The organism is Pseudoxanthomonas sp. F37, assembly GCF_022965755.1.
Taxonomy (GTDB): Bacteria; Pseudomonadota; Gammaproteobacteria; order Xanthomonadales; family Xanthomonadaceae; genus Pseudoxanthomonas_A.
Map to the genome: position 1 here is coordinate 2,489,786 of NZ_CP095187.1, position 22,264 is coordinate 2,512,049.

A 22,264-nucleotide genomic window follows, 5' to 3' on the forward strand; every position below is an offset into this window, starting at 1 on the left:
TGATAGCGGCCTTATCCATACGTGAACGGATGGTCCCTGCATGGCCGCGAACTTCGATGGGCTGCGATTCAGTCACTGGCAGACCGAGCTGCGTGCCGACGGCATCGTCGTGCTGGCCTTCGACCGCCAGGGCGCCAGCGTCAACGCGTTCTCGCAGGACGTGCTGATCGAACTGGCCGACATCCTGGAACGCCTGTCCATCGATCCGCCCAAGGGCGTGGTGCTGCGTTCGGCCAAGGCCAGCGGCTTCATCGCCGGCGCGGACCTGAAGGAATTCCAGGCGTTCGACCGCAAGGGCACCGTCAACGACGCGATCCGCCGCGGCCAGGCCGTGTTCCAGAAGCTGGCCGAGCTGCCCTGCCCCACCGTGGCCGCGATCCACGGCTTCTGCATGGGGGGCGGCACCGAGATCTCGCTGGCCTGCGATTACCGCGTGGCCAGCAGTGACCCGTCCACCCGCATCGGCCTGCCCGAAGTGAAGCTGGGCATCTTCCCCGGCTGGGGCGGCAGCGCCCGCCTGCCGCGCCTGGTGGGCGCACCGAAGGCGATGGACATGATGCTCACCGGCCGCACGCTGTCGGCCGGTTCGGCCAAGGCCATGGGCCTGGTCGACAAGATCGCCGAAGCGGCGGTGCTGGTGGATGCCGCGGTGGCGCTGATCGGCTCGCGCCCGCAGCGCCCGTTCAAGCAGCGCTTCACCGGCTGGATCAGCAACAGCTGGCTCGCCCGCCAGATCCTCGCGCCGCAGATGACCAAGCAGGTCGCGCGCAAGGCGCCGAAGGCGCACTACCCCGCGCCCTATGCGCTGATCAACGCCTGGAAGACGGCCGGCGGCAAGGGCATCCAGGGCCGCCTGGACGCCGAGCGCAGGGCGGTGGTGAAGCTGGCCGGCACGCCGACCGCGCGCAACCTGATCCGCATCTTCTTCCTCACCGAACGCCTGAAGGGCCTGGGCGGGAAGGATCACGGCATCGCCCACGTGCACGTCGTCGGCGCCGGCGTGATGGGCGGCGACATCGCGGCGTGGTCGGCCTACAAGGGCTTCAACGTCACCCTGCAGGATCGTGAGCAGCGCTTCATCGACGGGGCCCTGTCGCGGGCGCAGGAACTGTTCGCCAAGAAGGTGAAGGACGAGAGCAAGCGCCCGGCCGTGGCCGCGCGCCTGAAGGGCGATCTGGGCGGCGATGGCGTGCCGCAGGCCGACCTGGTGATCGAGGCGATCATCGAGAACCCCGAAGCCAAGCGCGCGCTCTACCAGACCGTCGAGCCGCGCCTGAAGGCCGACGCGCTGCTGACCACCAACACCTCGTCGATCCCGCTGACCGAACTGCGCGAGCACATCCAGCGCCCGGCGCAGTTCGCCGGCCTGCACTACTTCAATCCCGTCGCCCTGATGCCGCTGGTGGAGATCGTGCAGCACGACGCACTGGACGAGGCCAACGTCAGGCGCCTGGCCGCGTTCTGCAAGGCGCTGGACAGGTTCCCGGTGCCGGTCGCCGGTACGCCCGGCTTCCTGGTCAACCGCGTGCTGTTCCCGTACATGCTGGAAGCCGCCACCGCCTACGCCGAAGGCATCCCCGGCCCGGTCATCGACAAGGCCGCGGTGAAGTTCGGCATGCCGATGGGCCCGATCGAGCTGATCGATACCGTCGGCCTGGACGTGGCCCAGGGCGTGGGTGCGGAGCTGTCGCCCTTCCTCGGCCTGACGGTGCCGGCGGCGCTGGCGACGGTGGAACCCGGCAAGCGCGGCAAGAAGGACGGCCAGGGCCTGTACAAGTGGGAACAAACCGACAAGGGCAGCAGGCCCGTGAAACCGCAGGTGCCGTCGGACTACAAGGCGCCGGACGACCTGGAAGACCGGCTGATCCTGCCGCTGCTCAACGAAGCGGTCGCCTGCCTGCACGACGGCGTGGTCGCCGATGCCGACCTGCTCGATGCCGGGGTGATCTTCGGCACCGGCTTCGCCCCGTTCCGCGGCGGCCCGATCGAACACGTCAAGGCGGTCGGTCCCGACGCGCTGCTGGAAAAGCTCAAGGCGCTGCAGGCGCGCCACGGCGACCGCTTCGCGCCGCGCCCGGGCTGGGACAACCCCGTGTTGCGCACGCCCACGATCTGACCGGAAGCGAGCACCATGGCCTTCGCCGACCTGCTGCTGGCCCTGGCACTCGGGGCGGCGCCCGCCGCGACCGCGCCGGATGCCGCCGTGCTGTCCGGCGTGCTGGAAGTCCATGAGCGTACGGGCGGCTGCGGCGGCGAGGCCGACACCGCCCTGCGCACGCATGTGGAAGGCTCGCGCACGACCTTTGAGCAGGACATCTGGCTGTCCTCGCGCGAGTCCCTCGACCCGATCGACGTCCTCCAGGTCGCGCGCGAGGGCACCACGCTCAGTGCGACGGTGAACGTACACGTCGCGGAAACCGAACCCGGCCGCCCCGTTCCCGCCTGCATTCGTCCGGTCAGCCTGCGCCTGCACATCGAAGGCCTGCCGCCCGGCGACTACACCCTGCAGCTCAGGCGCGCGGAGTCCTGACGACCCCCGCGCCGCGGATCAGCCCTCCGGCAGCACCTGCGCCATCACCCAGTCTTCCTTCGGGTCGTCGCCCACGTGGAAGATCGACCGGCCGACGATCTGGAAGCCGTGCTTGCGCCAGAAACGGATCGCCTGCGGCGATTCCTGCCACACCGTCAGCCACACCGAGCGCGAGCCCCGCAGGCGCGCGGCGGCCAGCAGGTGCGAGACCAGCACCGCTGCGATGCCGCGTCCGTGGAAGGCATCGTCCAGGTAGATGCGCGCCAGCTCCACCGTGGGTTGCAGGCCCACGTCGGTGGGCGGCAGCGTGCCCCAGCGCAGTTGCGCGAAGCCCGCCCATACGCCGTCCTGCTCGACGAGCAGCGTAAGCGTGTCCGGGTCGCGGATCTCCTGCGCCTGCCGTTCGGGCGTATAGGCCTGCGCGACGAAGGCCGCGACGTTCTCGGGTGTGCTGCAATGGCCGTTGGCGGCCAGGAAGGTGCGCCGCATCATCGCGGACAGTTCAGCGGCTTCGGACAGCCGCGCGGGTCGGATTTCGGTTTTCATGCACCGTGCATGGTACGTGCTTCCATGCCACGAAAAAACGCGGAGACCGTGCGGATGAGGCCAAGGTGAGCCCTGCGGTCGCACATCGCCTACCATGGCGCCCCCTGTTCCGGATGTTCCCATGCTCCGCTGGCTGATCCTGAGCCTGCTGCTCATCCCGCTTTTCGCGCGCGCGGCCGACGACGAAGCCGCCGTGCGCGCCACGTTCGCGGCGTACAAGGCGGCCGTGCTGGCCCGGCAGGGCGAGCGCGCCGCCGACCACGTCACCGCCGGCACGCTGCGCGAGTACGCGCGCTACCGCGAACTGGCGCTGGCCGCGCCACGCACCGCGCTGGAAGCGCTGCCCATGACCGAGCGCCTGCAGGTGCTGATCATCCGCGCCCGCGTGCCCGCCGCCGATCTGCGCGCGATGGACGGACGGCGGGTGTTCACCCACGCGGTGGACCGCGGCTGGATCGGTCGCGAGGGCGTGGAGCGCAGCGAACTGGGCACCGTGCAGGTGGGCGGCGACCATGCGGCGGCGCGGCTGAAGATCGGCGCCACCGAGCTGCCCATCGATTTCGAGTTCGAGCGCGAGCCGGGCGGCTGGCGCTTCAATCTAATCCCGTTGACCACCATGAGCGAAGACGTGTTCAAGCAGCTGGCGCGGCAGAACGGGGTCAGCGAGAACGAGATGGTGATGACGCTGCTGCGCGGCCTTTCCGAAACCCCGGTGGACGAGCGCCTGTGGGATCCGCCGGCACGCTAGGCGCGGGTCAGCGCCGCGCGAACACGTCCGGCGGCGCGCGTACCGGGCTGCGATGCGCGGGCAGCTCGCCCACCAGCCCCAGTTGCGCGGAGAAATCCGCCAGCCGCGCCCACACGTAGGGCTGCAGGTCGTCGGGGGCGGTGTCGTACACCTGTCGCCACAGCCGGTCCATGAACACGCGCGGCTCCTCGCGCAGCGCACCGCGTTCGATGCGTTCCCCGGCGGCGGCCAGTACGGCCCGGATGTCGGCCAACGTGTCCATGACCGCAGGGTAAGGGCCGTGCATGCCGGTTGTGTTACACCAGACCCGGCCGTCCGACGATCGGCGCCAAAGCGTGAACGCGGTTACGGTCCCCGATTTCAGTGCGGTGTCGGGCCGGCCGGTTCGAACAGCCACCGCATCGCACGCCGGTAGGCCTCGCCGATGGTGGCCGCGTGCGTGCCGCCTTCCAGCTCGATCAGTGCCACCTGCCAGGGCGCCTGGGGCCGCGCGGACCAGGCACTGGCCCACTCGCGCGCGACCTGCCGGCGCGCATCGGTGTCGCGGGTGCCGCTGACCACCGCCACCCGCAGGTCCCGCCGCGCATGCGCCAGGGCCGGCGCGAAAAGCTGCCCCCGCGCCGGGCCCTGCGCCGGATTGCTGGCGATGCGTCCCCAGAACAGGTCCGGCGCCTCGCGCGCCGACCACAAAACGAAGTAGCCGCCACGCGACTGTCCCAGCAGGATGCGCCGTGCAGGGTCGGCGGCGTAGCGGCGCTCCACCTCGGGCACCAGCTGCTCGCGCAGGAAGGCCAGGAAACCCGGCGCCCCGCCCTGCTCCGGGGTGGCGTCCGGCCCCGGCGCGGTGAAGTCGGTATTGCGCCGGTTGATGGCCGGGTCGAAGCCGCCATAGGCGATGCCCACGATGATCGCCTCGGGCAATTGCTCGTCGTAGTGGAGGAACAGGTGGGTCGGCGCCAGCAGCGGAAACAGGCTGTCGCCGTCCAGGACGTACACCACCGGGTAGCGCGTCGGCGCGGCGGCGTCATAGCCCTCGGGGTAACGCACGAAGATGTGGTGCGCGCGCCCCGAGCCGCGGTCCGTCAGCGGGAAATAGTCGCCCTTCAGCGCCGGCAGGTGCGCCAGCGGCCCCCGCACGCCCGCACCGTCCGGGGCGGCAGGCACGGGCGGCGCCGCCCAGGCCGCCGGCATCGCGGCGGCCAGCAGCCACAGCAGCAGAAACCTCATGCGGCGGATCATGCGCAGTACCTCCCTCGATGCCCGGCCGGCGGGCTCCGCCATTATCGCCCCGTCGGCCGGCGGCGCGGACGCGGCACAATGGCCGCCCCGTACAAGCAAAGCATCCTCCCCGGTGAACCCACGTCCCGAGCTGCTGCGCCGGCTGCTGCGCGCGAAGGACCGCATGGATGCCGCTCCCGACCAGGACTGGCCCATCCCGCGGCTGGCCGAGCTCAGCGCGGTTTCGCCGGCATACTTCGCCCGCGCCTTCAGACAGGCCTTCGGATTGCCGCCGCACCGCTACCTGCTGACGCGGCGCATCGAACGCGCCGCGGCGCTGCTGCGCGACACCGATGCGCCCGTCATCGACATCGCGCTGCAGACCGGCTGGCGCAGCATCGGCACCTTCGGCCGGATCTTCCGCGACATCACCGGCGAAAGCCCGGGCCAGTGCCGCCTGCGCGCGCGCAAGGCCGTGCACGCTCGCGGCGGCATGCCCGAGTGCGTGGTGCGCGCCGTGGAGCGTCCGGACCTGAAGAGCGCAGTTCTGGAGAAGCGCCGGCGGGCGGGCGCGACTAAGGTGGCTGCCCCGACCGAGGAGGCTCCATGAGCGAAGGCATCGAAGTAGTAGGCATCTATGTGCGCGACCAGGACGAGGCGCTGGCGTTCTACGTGGACCGGCTGGGCTTCCGCGTCCAGGCGGATGTGCGCAACGGCGACTATCGCTGGCTGACGGTGCAGCACCCGCAACAACCGACGCTGCAGCTGGGCCTGTTCCGGCCCGGCCCACCGGTGCACGACGCCGCCACCGCCGAGGCCCTGCACGGGCTGGTGGCCAAGGGCGCCATGCCGCCGCTGGTGCTGCAGGTGCAGGACTGTCGTGCCGCTTACCAGGCGCTGAGCGCGAAGGGCGTGGAATTCATCCAGGAACCCATCAGCCGCTACGGCCAGGTCGATGCCGGCTTCCGCGATCCGTCCGGCAACGGCTGGAAGATGATCGAACGCCAGCGCAAGGAGACGGCATGAGCCTGGCGCGCGTGTCCCGGCAGAGCCACCGCGGGCTCTCCATCGTGTTCACGCTGACGGTGGCGCTGAACTTCGCCTGGCGCGCGGCCGCCCAGGGCGAGCCGCCGCCCTGGGTGACGTACGCGCCGCTGCCACCGTTGTTCCTGCAGTTGTTCACCGGGCTGCATCTGTTCGCCCTGCCCTACCTGCAGCGCCGGCATGCCGACGGCGCGGCGCACTGACAGGCCGCGCAGGCCGGGCCAGGATCCTGTTCCTCCGCCGACGGCGCAGCGCGCAAAACAAAAAGGCGGGGATTTCTCCCCGCCGCCGGCATTCCGTTGCAACCACCCCTCAGTGAGGTTTGGCTTCCGGAATGTTCACCTTGTCGATGCCGTGGATCACGCCATTGCGGGCCATGATGTCCGGACGGGTGACGTGCGCGCCGCCGATGCTCAGCCTGCCTTCGGCCACCTGCACGGGTGCGGCCTGTCCTTGCACCGTACGCGCCGACTGCCATTTGCCGACATCGGCCGTGGTCTTGCGGCCGCTGACCAGGTGATAGTTGACCAGTGACGCCAGTTCGTCCTTGTTGGCGGGTTGCAGCAGGCGATCCAGCGCGCCGGCCGGCAGGGCCGAGAACGCTTCATCCGTCGGCGCGAACAGGGTGTACTGCTCGGTGCCGTCCAGCGAGGCCGTCAGGCCCGCCTTGTCGATGGCGTTGACGAAAGTGGAGAAGGACTTGTTGTTCTTCAGCGTGCCCACCAGGTTCTGTTGGGCGAGGCCTTCTTTCTGTTGCATTTGCATGGGAATTTCCTGCGGAGTGGACCCGTTACGGGTCGAGCGGACGGCCAAGGCCGTGGCCGGGCAAGATGCCAGGCACAAACTCAATGCGGAGAGTAGGAGGAGGTGTTGCGCGGCTGAGCAGCCGATACGGTATTGCACCGTAACGCCACCAACCTGCGCCTTCCGGTGTTATCACGGTGTGAGGCCCGTCCGTCCGAATGTGTCCAGCGCTGCGCGCCGACGTGCTAGCGTGGCTGCACGCGGGATTCCGATGCCGGTTACCTCCCGCGCCCGCCCTGTGCCGGCCCGCACATTTGCCGGAGCCGCCTCATGAACATCAAGCGACATCGCGTCGTCTCGAACGAATCCCCGTTCCCGGGCGCCACCCACGCGCTGCAGGACCACGCTGTGCAATGCGCCGAGAACGAAGGCTGGCCCATTCCCGGCGAGCCCACGGAGCCGTCGCGGGTGGTGGCCCAGGCCACCTTCGTGCAGCGTGTCACCGCACGGGTGAGCCTGCACGTCCGCAACGAGGTCCATTTCTGGTCCGGGCACCCCGTCCAGCACAAGCGTGCGGCGCCACCGGCGCGGCGCGTGGTAGTGATGCAGTGGCAGGGGGGCGTGCAGGCCGCGCGGCCATGAGCAGCATTTCGCTGGTCATTTCACCGCAAGGCGTGGAATACGTCGGGGGCCGCCTGGACCCCGACATGGATTCGCGCCTGAACGCCTACCGTCTGGTGCACGAGCAGCAGAGCCGCGCGGGGAACGTGCGCTGGTTCGTCTTCGCCCAGGCCGACCTGAGCAAACCCGAGGCGCTGTCGCGCGCGCAGCAATGGTATGCCTCGAACCGCCACCCGGACTGGCCGGGCATCGCGCAGATTGCGTGACCCGGCCCGTCCACAGGAGCCACTGCAGTCGCGGTGCCCCGTGAAGACGACCACGGCCTGGCGGCAGCAGGCCGCGGACCTGTCGCCCATCTTGCTCAGTGGGCGGCGTTCGTCAGGGACAGGCCGACCGGGTTGGCGAACCCGGTATCGCGCACGCCGAGTGCGGCGTCGATGACATCCAGCGAGCCTGCGGGCACTTCAGTGCGATGCGGTCGCGAGGCCGCGCCGCGGTTCATTTCTTCATGGCAGCGACGATCTCGGATACCCCCAGTCCGAGTTCGAGCTGCAGGCGCACGTACTCGCGCTCCTTGCGCGACAGCGGGCGCCCCATTTCGATGCGCACGTCCTCGGCTTCCAGAATGCGCAGGATCCTGGGCAAGGCCGAGCCGATGGCGTCAGGCCCGTAACCCGCTTCCCGCAGGGCGGCGCTGAGGATGGCTTGGGTGTTCATGGGTGATCCAGATCGAATGAAGGGAGCGCATTGTGCGCCCCGACGGCAGGATCAGGTGGGCGGACGCACGGACGACCCGGGGCGGGTGGCTTGAGCCGCGAGCGTGTCAGCCGCCCGGGCGCGTCGCTGGCCAGACGCGATGCGGCGACGCGCCGTTCACCGGCGCGCGGAGCGTGCGCGTCGTCCCTTGCTGCTTTGCGCAGTGGCGCGACTGCGCACGAACTCGGGGAAGGTCTCCGCCAATGAGTCCTTGTCCGGCAGGATGTAGAACACCCCGCCCCGCTCGAACGTCGGGCGGATGACCTGCTCGTAGAACTCGGGTGCGACGTTGATGCAGCCGTGCGTGACGCGGTTGTCGTCCGGCGAAGGCGAGGCAAGGCGCTCGACGCGCCTCTCGGCCGGGACGCCGGTCGCCGTCGGATGGATCGAGACCGCGGAATCGTAATCCACCCACAGCACGCGACCGGCGTCGATGGACGGGCCATAGCCGCCCACGAAGCGGCCGGCAGGGGTGGTGCGGTCGCGGCCCGGAATCTCGCGAAGCGCAAGGCCGCTGATGCCGGGGGCCGTGTGATCGCCGATGGCCGAGCCGAAGAGGCCGGGTGCTGCTCCGCGAAGGCGTCCATCGCCGCCGAACACCAGGATCTGCGCAGACGCCTTGTCCATGACCGCGAACGGATAACCTTCGCTGTCCTTGCTGGCGACCACCCAACCGGCGAGCTCGATCACCGTCTCGGACACTTCCTGGTCAGGCGGAAGCAGGTCGACGGACGCTACGGTTCCTGCGCCGGTTTCTTCGGCACGTGCCGCATCGGGGCTGGTGAACGCCAACGCCAATACCAGTGCGCCACAGGCGCTGCGGATCGAGGAATGCATGAACGTGCGGATGGGACGGTTCCTTGAAACGAAAAGCGGAAAAAGAGAAGAATCCGGTGGCCAGCAAGGGCCACCGGGTTCCGGGTTCAAACCGTTCGTCACAACGCGTGCGGGAACGATTAACCGCGCGGCACGCGGCGCGGCGCCTCTTCGAGCTGCCGGACGCGGCTTTCCATCTGATCCAGGCGCTGGTTGGCCTGCTGCGCGGACTGGTTGGCGGACTCGGCACTCTGCGCCGCGCCCTGCACCCGGGTGTCGAGCTGGTCCAGGCGCGAGTTGATGGTGGCGAACTCGTCGTCGTAAGTGGCGCAGCCGGCAAGGCCCACGCCAGCGACGATCGCCACGCCGAGCACACGCGCCATGGCCAGGTGTTTCTTCTTGGTGGTCGTAAACATTTCCAATCCTCCTTCGTCTTGGGGCCCCGGAATATAGCGACCTTTTCAGCGGTAGCCGCAAGTCCACTTCAGCTTATGTTGGAGTACGTGGACAAGTCGTGAAGATGGAATCCGCGGGCCTGATGGCCTGGAATACGGAAAATCCACCGGTTTGTTGACCCCGTTCGCAGTCGCGCCCGGGATAGCCGCACAGTCCTTGCGTGCGTCCGCGATGTCCAACTGCGTTCCCGGGCCGCGCTGCACGCCCCGCCGGACGCCTCGTGCGGAAGCAGGGGTCGAAGGAAAACGCGCCGGATGACGCCTCAACACCCCATCGGCGGCAGGAACGCCAGCGTCGATACCACCACCCATCCACCCTTCCGCAGCACTTCCACCCGCACCCGCACCGTGCTGATCGCCACGAACGGCACCACCGTGCCCAGCGCGTCGCCCTGGCCGATGCGCGCAATCCAGTCGTCCGCCTGCGACGGGTCGCCCTGCGCCGCGGTGTGCGCGCGCACCGCCTGCGCCAATTCACCCTGCGTGTAGGGCGGGAAGCACGCGTGCTGCTCGGCCGGGGGCGTGGGCAACACGAACGACACCTCATCCCGCGCCTCCGCCGCTACCCAGTCGGAGACGCAATGCTTCCAGCCGGTCAGGTCCAGGTGCGGCCCTTCCGCGCTCAGGCCCAGACTGGTTTCGTACTGCACGCGTACGCGCCAGGTTGCACCCGGCTTGGCGGGCTGCAATTGCAGGGTCGTGCCGTACACCTCATCGCCTAGCTCCAGCGGGATGGTCAGCTGGGGCGGCACCGGCCCTTCGTGCCGCCATCCCGAAAACGAGCTGTCGCCCCCCGCATGCGGCAACACGCGCAGGCTGTGCAGCGCCTGCGCCTGTGCCCACAGCGGCACGCACAGCAACGCCAGCCACAGCAGGGCGCCGCTGCAGCCGGCTGCGATTCCTTGCCTCCTCTTCATCCTGGTTCCCCGCAGGAATGGAAATCCGGCGCCGATGGTAGCGCGATGCGCGGCGGCCACGTGGCGGTGGCGGGCGGTACGCACAGCCTGAACACCGTCCGGCGCGTCGGCGGCGGTTTCACGGAAGCGTGACCCCGCCACGCCTAAGTTCGCAGCGGACACAGACGCGCCGCGCGCAGAGGAACGCCATGACCATGATCAGACTGCGGGCCACCGGGCCGCGCACCGGATTCGATGCCCTTCTGGCCGACCTGCACGGCATGGAGGGCGTGGAACGGGCGGAGGAACTGGCCGACCTGATGCCGCACATGGACGATGAGGATTCCAGTTCCGCCGGCCTGATGGACGACCGCGGCGGCGATGTGCGCGCCCTGGAGATCGAAGTGCTGTCGCCGCACGCCGACCGAGTACGCGAGGCCGCCGCCGACATCGCAGGCCAGTACGGCCTGGTGCTGGAATACGTGGACGAATTCTGAGGCGCGATGGCGGGCCTGCTGCACACCACGGACGCGATGCCGGGCCTGCGACGGCAACGGCGCGGGCGCGGCTTCGTGTACCTGGATGCGCGCGGGCGCCGCGTGCGCGCACCGGCCACGCTGGCGCGCATCCGTCGCCTGGCCATCCCGCCGGCCTATACCGATGTGTGGATCTGCGCGCAGGCCAACGGCCATCTGCAGGCCACCGGCCGCGATGCGCGCGGCCGCAAGCAGTACCGCTACCATCGCCACTGGCATGCCGAGCGCGGCGCACGCAAGTACGACCGCCTGCTCGCCTTCGCCGATGCCCTGCCCCGCCTGCGCCGCCGGGTCCGCGCCGACCTGGCGCTGCCGGGGTTTCCGCGCGGGAAAGTCGTGGCGCTGGTGGTGGCCCTGCTGGGCCAGACCCTGTTGCGCGTGGGCAACGCCAGCTACCAGAAGACCAACGGCTCCTATGGCATCACCACGCTGCGCAACGTGCATGCGCGCTTCATCGCGGACAGCGAAGTGCGCTTCGCCTTCCGCGGCAAGGGTGGCAAGGTGATGGAAGCGCGCGTCGACGATGCCCGCCTGGTACGGCTCGTGCGCCGCTGCCGGCAACTGCCCGGGCAGGCGCTGTTCCAGTACCGCGATGGCGACACCGTGCAGCGCATCGGTTCCGGCGACGTCAACGCCTACCTGCAGGACGTGCTGGGCGGCCCGTTCACCGCGAAGGATTTCCGTACCTGGGGCGCCACGCTGTTCGCCTTCCGCACACTGGCGACGATGGACGTGCCGGAGGCGGAAGGCGCCCGCCGGCAGGCCTGCATGGAGGTCCTGCGCGCCACCGCCGCCATCCTCGGCAACACCCCGCGCATCTGCGAGCGCTGCTACGTGGACCCGCGCGTGTTCGAAGGCTGGGAAGACGGCCGCCTGCAGCGCGTGGCGGCGAACGCGCGCGGCCCCCGGCAATGGGAACAGGCGGCGAGCCGCTTCCTCAGGCGCGCGCGCCGCGGGTCATGATGGTTTGCGGCGCCGCTTTTCCGGCACGGGTGATTCCTCCAGTGCGGAAAGCGCCTTGCTGACCGAGGCCAGGTCCTGCTTGCGCCGGCCATAGTCGCCCCACGGATGCGCGCGCAACCGGCCCATGCGGCGCGGCGCGCTGGTCAGCGTATAGGCATCGCCGCCCTTGATGCGGCCCAGTTCCTCCCAGCGCAGCGGCATGGCGACCGGCGCGCCTTCGCGCGCCCGCAGCGAGAACGACGCCACGCTGGTGGCACCGCGTCCATTGCGCAGGTAGTCGATGAAGATCCTGCCCTTGCGGAACTTCTTGGTGGCGGTGGCCACGTAGGCGAGCGGATCGGAGCCGGCCATCGCGTCGGCGAAGGCGTGCGCGAACGCCTTCACCTGCAGCCAGGGGCAGGCCGGCTTCAGCGGCACCACCACATGCAGGCCCTTGCCGCCGGACGTGCGCACGAACGAGGTCATCCCCAGGCCACGCAGGCGCTTGCGCACCAGGCGCGCGGCCTCCACCACGCGCTGCCACGCCACGTCGGGGCCCGGGTCGAGATCGAACACGATGCGGTCGGCCAGGTCCGGAGCGTCGGCCCGCGCACCCCAGGGATGGAATTCCAGCGCATTGAACTGCACCAGTTCGAGCAGGCCGGCTTCATCGCGCACCACCAGGTAATCCGCGCGCGTGCCGCCCTCCTCTTCCAGCGGCACCGCCTCCACGCGATCCATGCCGGGCGTGTGGTGCTTCTGGAAGAAGCACGGCCGCCCTGCGCCCTGCGGGCATCGCACCACCGACAGCGGGCGCCCTTCCAGCTCCGGCAGCAGCCAGCGCGCCATCGCACGGTAGTAGTCGAACACCTGCCGCTTGGTGATGCCGCTGTCCGGAAAGACCACGCGCTCGGGATGCGTCAGTTCGATCCTGGCGTCGGCGGCGCGGGTGCGTTTGGCGGGCATGGTGGCATCTCCGGCGGCGGGACGTGCTTCACGCAGGTCCGCCGGCCGCTTGTCGCGGCGGATGGTCTTCAGCGCGGGCTGGCGCAGCAGGCCCTGATTGCCGCGGCCATGATGGAACACCTCGGCGACCAGGCGCGGCACGACCCAGCGCGCGCGGCGCAGTTCGGGATCGTCCACGTCCACCCGGGCGGTGGGCGTCGCGCGCGCGCCCTTGGCCAGCTGCGTGGACAAGGAATCGAGCAGCGCATCGCTCATGCCGGTGCCGACGCGCCCGGCATAGCGCCAGCCGCGGGCGCCGTCGGGTGCGGCCAGCAGCAGTGCGCCCAGCCCGGCGCGCCGACCCTTCGGCGCGGTGAAGCCGACCACGGCGAACTCTTCGGCATCGCGTTGCTTGATCTTGCGCCAGGCATCGCCGCGCCCCCCATGGTAGGGCGCGTCGGCGCGCTTGGAGATGATGCCCTCCAGCCCGCGCTCCAGCGCCATCTGCAGGGCCTCTTCGCCACGCCCGACGATGTGCGAGCTGTACACCAGGCGGTCCGGCGGCGACTTCATGATCTCGGCCAGCAGCGCCTTGCGCTGGTACTGCGGACTGGCGGCCAGGTCCACGCCGTCCACCTGCAGGATGTCGAACAGGACGTAGGACAGGGTGGCGTTCTTCTCGCCCGACAGCGTGGCCTGCAGCAGGCCGAAGTCCTCCTGCCGGCCGGCGCCGGCGACCAGTTCGCCGTCGAGCACCGCCTCGCCCAGACCGAGCGCTTCGAGTGCGGCGACGATCTCCGGTGCCTTGTCGGTCCACTCGCGCTCGTTGCGCGACCACAGGCGGACGCGCCCGCGCCGGATCTCGGCGATCAGGCGGTAGCCGTCCCACTTGGCCTCGTGCAGCCAGTCGTCACCGGTGGGGACCTGCTGCTGCAGCTTCGCCAACTGGGGCGCACGGAACGCCGGGCGGTGCGAGGTGGCGCGCGCACGATCCAGCCGCGCCGCGCGACGCGCCCAGCTGACGGACGCAGCCGCAGGTCGCGCCGCCTTGCGCGCGGGCCGCCCGGGCCTGCGCGGAGCCGACGCACCGGGGGGCGGAGTGACGTCGTCCAGCAGGTCGTCGGCTTCGCGCGGACCGGCGAACGCATCGCGCTCCTTGAACAACAGCCACTGCGGCTGTCGCGCCGGCGTGGGCGTGCGCACCAGGTGCCAGCCCCCCTTGAGCTTCTGGCCGAACATGCGGAAGCGCAGGTGTCCCTTGGCCAGCTGCGCCTCGGCGTCGCCGTCGGTGGTCCACAGGCCGCGATCGAACGTGGCGACATGGCCGCCGCCGTACTGGCCCTTCGGTATCTCGCCCTCGAAGCCGGCGTAGTCCAGGGGGTGGTCCTCCACTTCGGCGGCCAGCCGTTTCACCTCGGGATCGAAGCTGGGCCCCTTCGGCACCGCCCAGCTCTTCAACGTGTCGCCCACCTGCAGGCGGAAGTCGTAGTGGCGATGGCTGGCATGGTGCAGCTGGACCACGAAAATGGGGCGTTGGCTGCGCGCACGGTGCCCCTCGGCCGACGGCTCGGGCGTGCGGTCGAAGCGGCGCTTGCGGCGGTATTCCTGCAGGCTCATGCATGCTCCTCACCGGTGTTATGGCGCGCGCGGCGTCAACACGACGTGCAGGGCCAGGTTCGCATGCGAGCCGTTTCAGCGGGGCGACAGGCTGTTGCGCGCGTGCCAGGCCTGCAATGCCGGCGATACCGCACCGTCGAGCGGCAGTTCCAGGGCCGCGTAGGCATCCAGGGCATCGCGCAGCGTGCGCCACGGCGCACCGGCATGCGCGGGCGGCCAGGCATCCACCGGGCCGAACTGCGCCACGGCGGCCGATTCGCCCGACTGCAGCAGGTCGCGCTGGGCATGCAGGCGCTGCGCCACCCATTCGCGCAACGGATGGACGGCGATGCCCTCGTCGTGCAACGCCATGCGCGCCTCCTGCAGTCGTGCCTGCGCACCACGGAACCATTCCGTGCGCCCCGCAGCGCGCGCGGGCACGGTCAGCGGCGGGGGCGCGGCATGCGCGCGCAGGGCACGCTTGAGCCGCGTCTCCCAACTGCGCGCCTCGCGCGTGCTGCCGGATCGGGCCAGCCAGCCGCGCTCCAGGTCGAAGAAGGCGTAGTAGCGCGGCGAGAACGCGCGCATGCGCACCATGGGGTCGGCGGCAATGCCGAGCTTGGCGTGGTCCTCGTAGGCGCAGGGCAGCACGTAGAGCCACGCGGCGCCGTCGGCGCCGGTGCCGATGCCGTCCACCGGCACGATGCGCCGCCCGCCCGCCATGCGCTCAGCGCGACGCCGCCTTGCGCGCGCGCGTGGCCGGGGCCTTCTTCGCCGCCTTCGTCGCCTTGCGTGCCGCCTTCTTCGCCGGTGCCTTCTTCGCGGCGGTCTTCCTGGCCGGCGTGCGTTTCTTGGTGTCCAGGCTTTTCTGCAGCAGCGCCATGAAGTCGACCACGTTGGTGGCCGCGTCCTCGTGCTCGGCCGCCTCGTCCGGGACGATCTTCGTGGTGGCGCCGCGCGCCTTGATCCGCTTCTTGATGATGGCTTCCAGCCGCTTGCGGAACTCGTCGTGGTAGTCCCCGGGGGTCCAGGCGGCGGACATGGAACCGATCAGGCTCTCGGCCATCTCGCGCTCCTTGGCGGTGATGCGGTAATCCGATGCCTTGCCGGTGGGCAGCTTGTACTCGTCCGGTTCCACCAGTTCCTGCGGATAGCGCAGCATCATCAGGACCAGCGCATCGCCCTCCGGGACCACGGCGCACAGGTATTCGCGGGTGCGGATCACTACCCGCGCCACGCCCACCTTGCCGGTGCCGGCCAGGGTGTCGCGCAGCAGCACATAGCCCTTCTCGGCCTTCTTGCCGGGTACCAGGATGTAGGGTTTCTCGTAGAAACGGATGCCTATTTCGTCGCGGTCGACGAAGGCCTCCACGTCCACCGATTCGTGCGTCTGCGGCGCGGCCGAAGCGATGTCCTCCTTCTCCACCACCACGTAACTGCCCTTGTCGTACTCGAACGCCTTGACGATGTCCTTCCACGGGACTTCCTCGCCGGTCTCGGCGTTCACGCGTTCGAAGCGGATGGGCTTCCTGTCGCGCGAGTCCAGCATGCGGAAGCTGATATCGACCTTGCGCTCGCCGGACATCAGCGACACGGGAATGTTCAGCAGACCGAAGGAGAGGGTACCGGTCCAGATGGGGCGCGCCATGGAGTGCCTGCCACGGGGAAGGAGGCCTGCATGCTGGCCAGCCGGGACGAAAGCCCGCGTGAAAGCCAGTGGCCGCGCGCGACGCGGCCGCGCCTTACATGGTGTGCGTGGGCTTCTCGCCGCTGAGGCTGCCCGCCAGCATGGTCTCGATGCGGTTCTTGATGGCTTCGCCTTCGCTGGTCTCGGCGAACTGCACGCCGATGCCGGCCGCGCGGTTGCCCTGGGCGCCGGCAGGCGTCACCCACACCACCTTGCCGGCCACCGGCAGCCGGTCGCTGGACTCGGGCAGCGTGAGCAGCAGGAAGACTTCGTCGCCGAGGAAGTAGCGCTTGGGCGTGGGCACGAAGATGCCGCCGCCCTTCACGAACGGCATGTAGGCGTTGTACAGCGCGGCCTTGTCCTTCACTGCCAGTGACAGGATGCCCTGCCGTCCACCTGCTGCGTTCATTCCCCGTCTCCGTGCGTGTCGGTCAGCCGCGCCGCGCGCCGACAGCGCGTTCGCGGTCGCTGCCGGCCCATGCCAGCAGCAGTTCCACCATGGCCAGGTCGGCGCGCACCGTGGTCCGCAACAGGTCGCGGGTGCGATTGGCGGCGTCGAACCAGGTGGCCAGCTTGTTCAATCGCGCCGGATCGGTCAAGCCGACGCGGCCGGCCTGCTCCAGCGCAAGATCGGCGGCATGGCGCAGGCGCGCATCGGCCAGTTCGTCGTTGGCCCAGCGCTGCGCGGTCTCCACCACGCCGATCTCGCCCTGCTCCAGCCGCTTGAGGTCGCGCGCGACGGCTTCGCGCAGGGCCAGGCCGTCGTGGCGCAGCCAGTCGTCCGCCAGGCCGGGGTGGCCGCGCGCGGCGTCCAGTGCCCGGGCCGCGTCGCGCTCGGCATGTCCCTGCGCCTGCAGCCAGGCCAGCGCCTCGTCCTGTGGCGGCAGCCGGAACTCGATGCGCTGGCAGCGGCTGCGGATCGTCGCCGGCAGGCGCGCGGGCTGTGCGCTGATCAGCCACAGGTAGCGGCCCGGGGCCGGCTCTTCCAGGGTCTTCAGCAACGCGTTGCAGGCCGCGCGGTTGATGGCGTCGGCGGGGTCGAGGATCGCCACCTGCGCCTGGCCGTACTGCGGCGTCAACGCCAGTTTCTGGGCGACCTCGCGCACCTGGTCGATGACGATCTCGGTGCGCAGCTTGCTGCCGTCCTTGGTGGGCGCGAACGACACCACCTGCAGGTCGGGATGGGTGCCGGCGTCGATCAGGTGCGCGCTGCGGTCGTTCGGCGCGGGTTCGCCCCGCGCATCGCGCTGCTGCGCCAGCACGCGGCGCGCCAGCCGGTCCACCACCGCGCGCTTGCCCAGGCCCGCAGGGCCGCAGACCAGCAGGCCGTGGCCGAGGCGGCCGGCCTCCAGCGCCGCGACCGCATGGTCGTAGGCACGCTGCTGCCAGGGCGAGAAGGTGGCGGCGCGGGCGCTCATGCCAGGTCGCTGTCGGTGAGGGTGCGCAGGTAGGCGCCGATGGCCGCCTCCACCGCGGCCGCAACGCCGGCCGGCGGTTGCGCGGCATCGATCACGCGGAACCGTTGCGGCTCGGCAGCGGCGCGCGCGCGGAACCCGGCGCGCACCCGCTCGAAGAAATCGTCCTGCTCGCTTTCGATGCGGTCCGGCCACAGGTCGCGGCCGGCGGTGCGCGCGCGGCCTTCACGCACGTCCAGGTCGAGCAGCAGGGTCAGCCCCGGCTTCACGCCCACTGCGCGGCGCTCGAGTGCGGCGATCCACTCCGGGTCCAGGCCGCGGCCGGCGCCCTGGTAGGCATAGCTGGAGTCGGTGAAGCGGTCGCTGACGACGAACGCGCCGCGGCGCAGCGCAGGGCGCACCACTTCGCGCACATGCTGCGCACGCGAGGCGAACATCAGCAGCAGTTCGGTCTCCGGCGCCAGCGCTTCGTCCTGCGGATTGAGCAGCAGCTCGCGGATGCGCTCGGCCAGCGGCGTGCCGCCGGGTTCGCGCGTCAGCACCACCTCGTGGCCGGCCGCCTGCAGGCGGTCGCGGATGGCCGCGATGGCGCTGGTCTTGCCGGCCCCCTCGCCGCCTTCCAGCGTGATCAGGCGCGGCTGGGTCAGCACGGCCTCGCTCATGGCGCTTCCGCCTTGCGCAGGGTCTCGCGGCGGGTGACCAGGTAGCGCGCGACCGCGGCGTTGTGCTCGGCGAGCGTGGCCGAAAAGACGTGCCGGCCACTGCCATCGCCGACCGCGACGAAGTACAGCGCGTCGCCGTCGGCCGGATCCACGGCCGCCCGCAGCGCGTCCGCGCCCGGCATGGCGATGGGCGTGGGTGTCAGGCCCTTGCGGGTATACGTGTTGTAGGGCGTGTCGGTGGTCAGGTCGCGGCGGCGGATATTGCCGTCGTAGCCGCTGCCGATGCCGTAGATGACGGTGGGATCGGTCTGCAGCGGCATGCCGATCTTCAGCCGGCGCGCGAACACCCCGGCGATGGCCGGACGTTCCTCGGCGATGCCGGTTTCCTTTTCGATGATGGAGGCCAGGATCAGCGCCTCCTCGGCCGACTGCAGCGGAATGCCGGGCGCACGCGCTTCCCAGGCGGCGGCCAGGGCCTTTTCCATGGCGGCGTAAGCGCGCTTGAGCACGTCCAGGTCGGACTCGCTGCGTGTATAGACGTAGGTCTCCGGCAGAAAGCGCCCCTCCGGATGCTGGCCGGGATGGCCGAGCGCCGCCATCAGCTCGGCATCGCTCAGGTCGGCGGTCTTCTGCTGCAGCGGCGAGGCATTGCGCAGCGCTGCGCGGACCTGGCGGATGTTCCAGCCTTCCACCAGGGTGAAGCGGTACTGCAGCGTGCGGCCTTCCCGCATGCGCTGCAGCAGTTCGCGCGGGGTCAGCGTGGGTTCCAGGGCGTACTCGCCGACCTTCAGCTGGCTGGCGGTATGGGTCTGGCGCGCCAGCAGGCGCCACTGCAGGTCGGTGCCATGCGACACCCCGTTCTCGCGCAGCTTGCGCAGGACGGTGGGGAAGGCGTCGCCGGAGGCCACTTCCACCGTCGCACCGGCCGTCGCGCCGCCGATGGGCGCATCCGCGAAACCGCGGTGCCCCTGCCACAACCACAGGCCGGCCCCCACCGCCACGGCCAGCAGCAGGGCGAACAGGATGACGATGAAGCGGCAACCGCGCTTGAGAGCTGACGCCACGTAGTCCTCGGTGCTTGAAGCAGGCCGTGCAGGATACCCGGTCGCCGTCTCAGGCTGTAGGCGCGGTCGCCAAAGCGGTTCGCTCCCCCGCCCCTGCAGCAGCCGAAGATCGATGCGGGGACGGGACGACGTCGGGCGATGCCGCGGTGCGGGAAAGCTCCGCAGGCATCTTGGCGAGAGGTGCACCCGGCAAGACACGGAGGACGGGCCTCACGTCGTCGCCGTCGCCCCTCATCCGCCCTTCGGCACTTTCTCCCCGCTCCCGCAGGGAGAAGGCATCAGCGATCAGGCGTCCAGGGCCTTCAGCAAGCCGCGGGCCTTGGCACGGGTCTCGTCCAGTTCCCGGTCCGGGACCGAATCGGCGACGATGCCGGCGCCGGTACGGAAACGGGCCACACTGCCGGCACCATCGGCCACGACCTCGGCGCTGCGGATCAGGATGTTCAGGTCCAGGTCGCCGTCGCGGTTGAGCCAGCCGAAGGCGCCGGTGTACGCGCCGCGCGGGACCTGCTCCAGTTCCGCGATGATCTGCATGCAGCGCACCTTGGGGCAGCCGGTGATGGTCCCCCCGGGGAAGGTGGCGCGGATCACCTCGCCGGGCGTGGCATCCGCACGCAGGTGGCCACGCACGTTGCTGACGATGTGGTGCACGTGCGCATAGCTCTCCACCGTCATCAACTCGTCCACCTGCACGCTGCCGGGCACGCACACGCGTCCCAGGTCGTTGCGTTCCAGATCGATCAACATGACGTGTTCGGCGCGTTCCTTGGGGTGCCCGACCAGTTCGCGGATGCGTGCGGCATCGTCGTCGCCTTCGAAACGCGGTCGCGTGCCGGCGATGGGCCGGGTTTCGACCACCTCGCCGCGCACGGAGACCAGCCTTTCGGGCGATGAGCTCACCACCGTCCAGTCCGGCGTGGCGAACAGGCCGGCGAACGGCGCCGGATTGGCGGTGCGCAGGCGCGCGTACAACGCCGCCGGATCCAGCGGCGCGTCGAAGCGCGCCTGCCAGGCGCGCGACAGGTTGACCTGGAAGATGTCGCCCGCGCACAGGTAATCGAGAATGCGCCGCACGCCCCCGGTGAAGGCGTCGGGGGCGTCTTCGTCGATGCGGGCCGGCGGCTGCCAAGCGGGCAGGTCCGGCTGTTGCGTCGACGCCGCCACGTCGGCGAGCGTGCGTGCGATCAGGTCGCCCTGCCCGGCCTCGGCCACCACCACGCAATCGCCGGTGCTCCGGTCGCGCAGGACGGCGGCGGGACAGCGCAGGGCGAGCGCGACCGGCTGGGTGGCGGGGGTCTGCGGCAGGTGCAGGACCGGTTCGACCTGCTGCGCCAGTTCGTAGGCCAGCAGCAACGCCCAGCCGCCCCGGAACGGCCAGCGCGGCTCCTCGCGCGGCGTGCGCTGGGCCTGCCAGTGACGGTCGAGCGCGGCGAGGAAATCACCGGCCTCCACCCCGCCCGCCAGATCGCGGGTGATGCCGTCGGCATCCAGCCGCAGCCCCGTGCCATCGGCCACCAGCAGGAAATCCCAGCGCCCCTGCGCGGTGCCCGACGCCACCGATTCCAGCAGCACGGGATAGCGCCGCGGGTCCTGCCGATGCAGGGCCAGCAGGTCGGTGGTGGCGGGAAGTGCGCGGGTTTCGATCATGCCATCGTCGTTCCGGCCAAAGCCGGAACCCAGGTTGCTTTGCTTGTCCAGGGAACAGGAAGCGAAATCAGGATGGATCCCGGCCTGCGCCGGGATGACGATCTCTTGTCCGCCGTGGAATCAGATCCGCTTGAACACCAGCGTGCCGTTGGTGCCGCCGAAGCCGAAGCCGTTCGACATCGCCACATCGATCTTCTTCTCGCGCGCCGTATGCGGCACGTAGTCCAGGTCGCAGCCTTCGCCCGGCTCGTCCAGGTTGATGGTCGGCGGGATGATGCCGTGGTGGATGGCCAGCACGGAGAAGATGGCTTCCGCGCCGCCCGCCGCGCCCAGCAGGTGGCCGGTCATCGACTTGGTGGAACTGACCATGATCCTGTACGCGTGGTCGCCCAGCGCGCGCTTCATGGCCAGCGTTTCGGCCAGGTCGCCCAGCGGCGTGGAGGTGCCGTGCGCGTTGAGATATTCCACCTGGTCGACGTTCAGGCCGGCGTCCTTCAGCGCCGACAGCATGCAGCGCGACGGCCCTTCGCCGTTCTCGCTGGGCGCGGTCATGTGGAAGGCGTCCTGCGAGGCGCCGAAGCCCGCCAGCTCGCAGTAGATGCGGGCGCCGCGCGCCTTCGCATACTCGTATTCCTCCAGCACCAGAATGCCGGCGCCGTCGCCCAGCACGAAGCCGTCGCGATCCTTGTCCCACGGGCGCGAGGCCCGGGCCGGATCGTCGTTGCGGGTGGACATGGCCTTCATCGCGCAGAAGCCGCCCACCGAGGTCGGCGACGAGCCGCGTTCGGCGCCGCCGGCGATCATCACGTCGGCGTCGCCGTACTGGATGGTGCGCATGGCGATGCCGATGGAGTGATTGGAGGTGGCGCAGGCCGAGACCGCCGAATAACCCGGGCCTTTCAGCCCCTTCATGATGCTCAGGTGGCCGGGCAGCATGTTGATGATGGTGCTGGGAATGTAGAACGGGGAGATCTTGCGGGGGCCGCCCTCATGCAGCTTCACCGCCGTCTCCTCGATGCCGAGGATGCCGCCGATGCCGGCACCGATGATGGCGCCGACGCGCTCGGCATTGGCTTCGGTCACTTCCAGCCCGGCGTCTTCCATCGCCATCAGCGACGCGGCCAGGCCGTAGTGGATGAAGGAGTCCATCTTCTTCACGTCCTTCGGCGGCACGAAGGCGGTCGGGTCGAAACCGCGGATCTCGCCCGCGATCTTCGTGCTGTAGCCCTCGGTGTCGAAGGTGGTGATGGGGCCCAGGCCGGATCGCCCGTTGACGATGCCGTCCCAGCTGGTGGCCATGTCATTGCCCAGGGGGGACACCAGGCCCATGCCGGTGATGACGACGCGACGACGCTGGCTCATATCGGATTCCTCGTAGATCTTGGGCCGCGCCCTA

General features: G+C 70.1%; 28 protein-coding genes. 10 read left to right on the forward strand and 18 right to left on the reverse strand.

The genetic code is table 11. From position 1 onward, the window contains the following. The first annotated feature begins 40 nt into the window (after positions 1–40). The gene (locus MUU77_RS11560) at positions 41–2,116 is read left to right on the forward strand and encodes a 3-hydroxyacyl-CoA dehydrogenase NAD-binding domain-containing protein (RefSeq protein ID WP_245086944.1); all 2,076 of its coding nucleotides are present in this window, start codon (positions 41–43) and stop codon (positions 2,114–2,116) included. A gap of 15 nt (positions 2,117–2,131) precedes the next feature. Continuing rightward, positions 2,132–2,530, forward strand: a complete 399-nt coding sequence (locus tag MUU77_RS11565) for a hypothetical protein (RefSeq protein ID WP_245086946.1) — start codon at positions 2,132–2,134, stop codon at positions 2,528–2,530. A gap of 18 nt (positions 2,531–2,548) precedes the next feature. On the opposite strand, the gene MUU77_RS11570 is transcribed toward MUU77_RS11565, so the two are convergent. Beyond that, entirely contained in the window at positions 2,549–3,076 is a 528-nt protein-coding gene (locus tag MUU77_RS11570) for a GNAT family N-acetyltransferase (RefSeq protein ID WP_245086948.1), read from the reverse strand. Between the two features lie 121 nt (positions 3,077–3,197). On the opposite strand from MUU77_RS11570, the gene MUU77_RS11575 reads away from it, so the two are divergent. Next, positions 3,198–3,824 carry a hypothetical protein gene (locus MUU77_RS11575; RefSeq protein ID WP_245086950.1) on the forward strand — a complete coding sequence of 209 codons (627 nt, stop codon included), beginning with the start codon at positions 3,198–3,200 and terminating at the stop codon, positions 3,822–3,824. Between the two features lie 7 nt (positions 3,825–3,831). Here MUU77_RS11575 and MUU77_RS11580 read toward each other — a convergent pair whose 3' ends face one another. Together MUU77_RS11580 and MUU77_RS11585 are read right to left on the reverse strand one after the other, a co-directional pair. Beyond that, entirely contained in the window at positions 3,832–4,086 is a 255-nt protein-coding gene (locus tag MUU77_RS11580; protein ID WP_245086952.1) for a hypothetical protein, read from the reverse strand. Between the two features lie 98 nt (positions 4,087–4,184). Next, a complete protein-coding gene (locus MUU77_RS11585; protein ID WP_245086954.1) occupies positions 4,185–5,051 on the reverse strand; it encodes an alpha/beta hydrolase-fold protein in 867 nt (288 codons plus the stop codon). Positions 5,052–5,175: 124 nt separating this feature from the next. On the opposite strand from MUU77_RS11585, the gene MUU77_RS11590 reads away from it, so the two are divergent. From MUU77_RS11590 to MUU77_RS11600, 3 genes are read left to right on the forward strand one after another with little or no spacing between them, the layout of a single operon-like run. Continuing rightward, the gene (locus MUU77_RS11590) at positions 5,176–5,652 is read left to right on the forward strand and encodes a helix-turn-helix transcriptional regulator (protein ID WP_245086956.1); all 477 of its coding nucleotides are present in this window, start codon (positions 5,176–5,178) and stop codon (positions 5,650–5,652) included. Further along, the gene (locus MUU77_RS11595) at positions 5,649–6,068 is read left to right on the forward strand and encodes a VOC family protein (protein ID WP_245086958.1); all 420 of its coding nucleotides are present in this window, start codon (positions 5,649–5,651) and stop codon (positions 6,066–6,068) included. The genes MUU77_RS11590 and MUU77_RS11595 overlap by 4 nt, the downstream gene beginning before the upstream one ends. Continuing rightward, positions 6,065–6,289: a hypothetical protein gene (locus MUU77_RS11600; protein WP_245086960.1), complete on the forward strand. Its 225-nt coding sequence runs from the start codon at positions 6,065–6,067 to the stop codon at positions 6,287–6,289. The genes MUU77_RS11595 and MUU77_RS11600 overlap by 4 nt, the downstream gene beginning before the upstream one ends. A 109-nt stretch (positions 6,290–6,398) precedes the next feature. Here the strand turns inward: MUU77_RS11600 and MUU77_RS11605 are convergent, their stop codons facing one another. After that, positions 6,399–6,845 (reverse strand): fasciclin domain-containing protein, encoded by a 447-nt coding sequence (locus MUU77_RS11605; protein ID WP_245086962.1) that lies wholly within the window; start codon positions 6,843–6,845, stop codon positions 6,399–6,401. A 315-nt stretch (positions 6,846–7,160) separates the two neighbouring features. Here MUU77_RS11605 and MUU77_RS11610 point away from each other — a divergent pair, with 315 nt between their 5' ends. Beyond that, positions 7,161–7,472, forward strand: a complete 312-nt coding sequence (locus tag MUU77_RS11610) for a hypothetical protein (RefSeq protein WP_245086964.1) — start codon at positions 7,161–7,163, stop codon at positions 7,470–7,472. Then, positions 7,469–7,717, forward strand: coding sequence for a hypothetical protein (locus tag MUU77_RS11615; protein WP_245086966.1), 249 nt, complete (start codon positions 7,469–7,471; stop codon positions 7,715–7,717). Before MUU77_RS11610 ends, MUU77_RS11615 begins: the two co-directional genes overlap by 4 nt. Positions 7,718–7,812: 95 nt before the next feature. On the opposite strand, the gene MUU77_RS11620 is transcribed toward MUU77_RS11615, so the two are convergent. The 5 genes from MUU77_RS11620 to MUU77_RS11640 form a co-directional block, all read right to left on the reverse strand. Next, the gene (locus MUU77_RS11620; protein ID WP_245086968.1) at positions 7,813–7,953 is read right to left on the reverse strand and encodes a hypothetical protein; all 141 of its coding nucleotides are present in this window, start codon (positions 7,951–7,953) and stop codon (positions 7,813–7,815) included. Continuing rightward, a complete protein-coding gene (locus MUU77_RS11625) occupies positions 7,950–8,168 on the reverse strand; it encodes a polyprenyl synthetase (RefSeq protein ID WP_245086969.1) in 219 nt (72 codons plus the stop codon). The genes MUU77_RS11620 and MUU77_RS11625 overlap by 4 nt, the downstream gene beginning before the upstream one ends. A 156-nt stretch (positions 8,169–8,324) precedes the next feature. Further along, the gene (locus MUU77_RS11630) at positions 8,325–9,005 is read right to left on the reverse strand and encodes a hypothetical protein (RefSeq protein ID WP_245094419.1); all 681 of its coding nucleotides are present in this window, start codon (positions 9,003–9,005) and stop codon (positions 8,325–8,327) included. Positions 9,006–9,163: 158 nt separating this feature from the next. Beyond that, a complete protein-coding gene (locus MUU77_RS11635; protein WP_245086972.1) occupies positions 9,164–9,439 on the reverse strand; it encodes a hypothetical protein in 276 nt (91 codons plus the stop codon). Between the two features lie 302 nt (positions 9,440–9,741). Continuing rightward, positions 9,742–10,395 (reverse strand): hypothetical protein, encoded by a 654-nt coding sequence (locus tag MUU77_RS11640; RefSeq protein ID WP_245086974.1) that lies wholly within the window; start codon positions 10,393–10,395, stop codon positions 9,742–9,744. Positions 10,396–10,583: 188 nt separating this feature from the next. On the opposite strand from MUU77_RS11640, the gene MUU77_RS11645 reads away from it, so the two are divergent. Next, positions 10,584–10,871 (forward strand): hypothetical protein, encoded by a 288-nt coding sequence (locus MUU77_RS11645; protein ID WP_245086976.1) that lies wholly within the window; start codon positions 10,584–10,586, stop codon positions 10,869–10,871. Between the two features lie 6 nt (positions 10,872–10,877). After that, positions 10,878–11,873, forward strand: a complete 996-nt coding sequence (locus MUU77_RS11650) for a DNA topoisomerase IB (protein ID WP_245086978.1) — start codon at positions 10,878–10,880, stop codon at positions 11,871–11,873. Here MUU77_RS11650 and ligD read toward each other — a convergent pair. The 9 genes from ligD to fabF form a co-directional block, all read right to left on the reverse strand. Next, positions 11,868–14,414, reverse strand: a complete 2,547-nt coding sequence (gene ligD, locus MUU77_RS11655) for a DNA ligase D (protein WP_245086980.1) — start codon at positions 14,412–14,414, stop codon at positions 11,868–11,870. The genes MUU77_RS11650 and ligD overlap by 6 nt on opposite strands. A 75-nt stretch (positions 14,415–14,489) precedes the next feature. Beyond that, positions 14,490–15,116 carry a GIY-YIG nuclease family protein gene (locus MUU77_RS11660; RefSeq protein WP_245086982.1) on the reverse strand — a complete coding sequence of 209 codons (627 nt, stop codon included), beginning with the start codon at positions 15,114–15,116 and terminating at the stop codon, positions 14,490–14,492. A gap of 4 nt (positions 15,117–15,120) precedes the next feature. Continuing rightward, on the reverse strand, positions 15,121–16,041 hold the full coding sequence (locus tag MUU77_RS11665) for a Ku protein (protein WP_245086984.1): 921 nt from the start codon (positions 16,039–16,041) through the stop codon (positions 15,121–15,123). Positions 16,042–16,135: 94 nt separating this feature from the next. After that, positions 16,136–16,489 (reverse strand): PilZ domain-containing protein, encoded by a 354-nt coding sequence (locus MUU77_RS11670; protein ID WP_162110216.1) that lies wholly within the window; start codon positions 16,487–16,489, stop codon positions 16,136–16,138. A 22-nt stretch (positions 16,490–16,511) separates the two neighbouring features. After that, the gene (locus tag MUU77_RS11675; RefSeq protein WP_245086986.1) at positions 16,512–17,498 is read right to left on the reverse strand and encodes a DNA polymerase III subunit delta'; all 987 of its coding nucleotides are present in this window, start codon (positions 17,496–17,498) and stop codon (positions 16,512–16,514) included. Continuing rightward, on the reverse strand, positions 17,495–18,157 hold the full coding sequence (gene tmk, locus MUU77_RS11680) for a dTMP kinase (RefSeq protein ID WP_245086988.1): 663 nt from the start codon (positions 18,155–18,157) through the stop codon (positions 17,495–17,497). Before tmk ends, MUU77_RS11675 begins: the two co-directional genes overlap by 4 nt. After that, positions 18,154–19,221 carry an endolytic transglycosylase MltG gene (gene mltG / locus MUU77_RS11685; RefSeq protein WP_245086990.1) on the reverse strand — a complete coding sequence of 356 codons (1,068 nt, stop codon included), beginning with the start codon at positions 19,219–19,221 and terminating at the stop codon, positions 18,154–18,156. The genes tmk and mltG overlap by 4 nt, the downstream gene beginning before the upstream one ends. A 285-nt stretch (positions 19,222–19,506) precedes the next feature. Next, complete coding sequence (locus tag MUU77_RS11690) at positions 19,507–20,868, reverse strand: aminodeoxychorismate synthase component I (protein WP_245086992.1); 1,362 nt, start codon at positions 20,866–20,868, stop codon at positions 19,507–19,509. Between the two features lie 120 nt (positions 20,869–20,988). Further along, positions 20,989–22,230: a beta-ketoacyl-ACP synthase II gene (gene fabF, locus MUU77_RS11695; RefSeq protein ID WP_245086994.1), complete on the reverse strand. Its 1,242-nt coding sequence runs from the start codon at positions 22,228–22,230 to the stop codon at positions 20,989–20,991. Between the last annotated feature and the right edge of the window lie 34 nt (positions 22,231–22,264).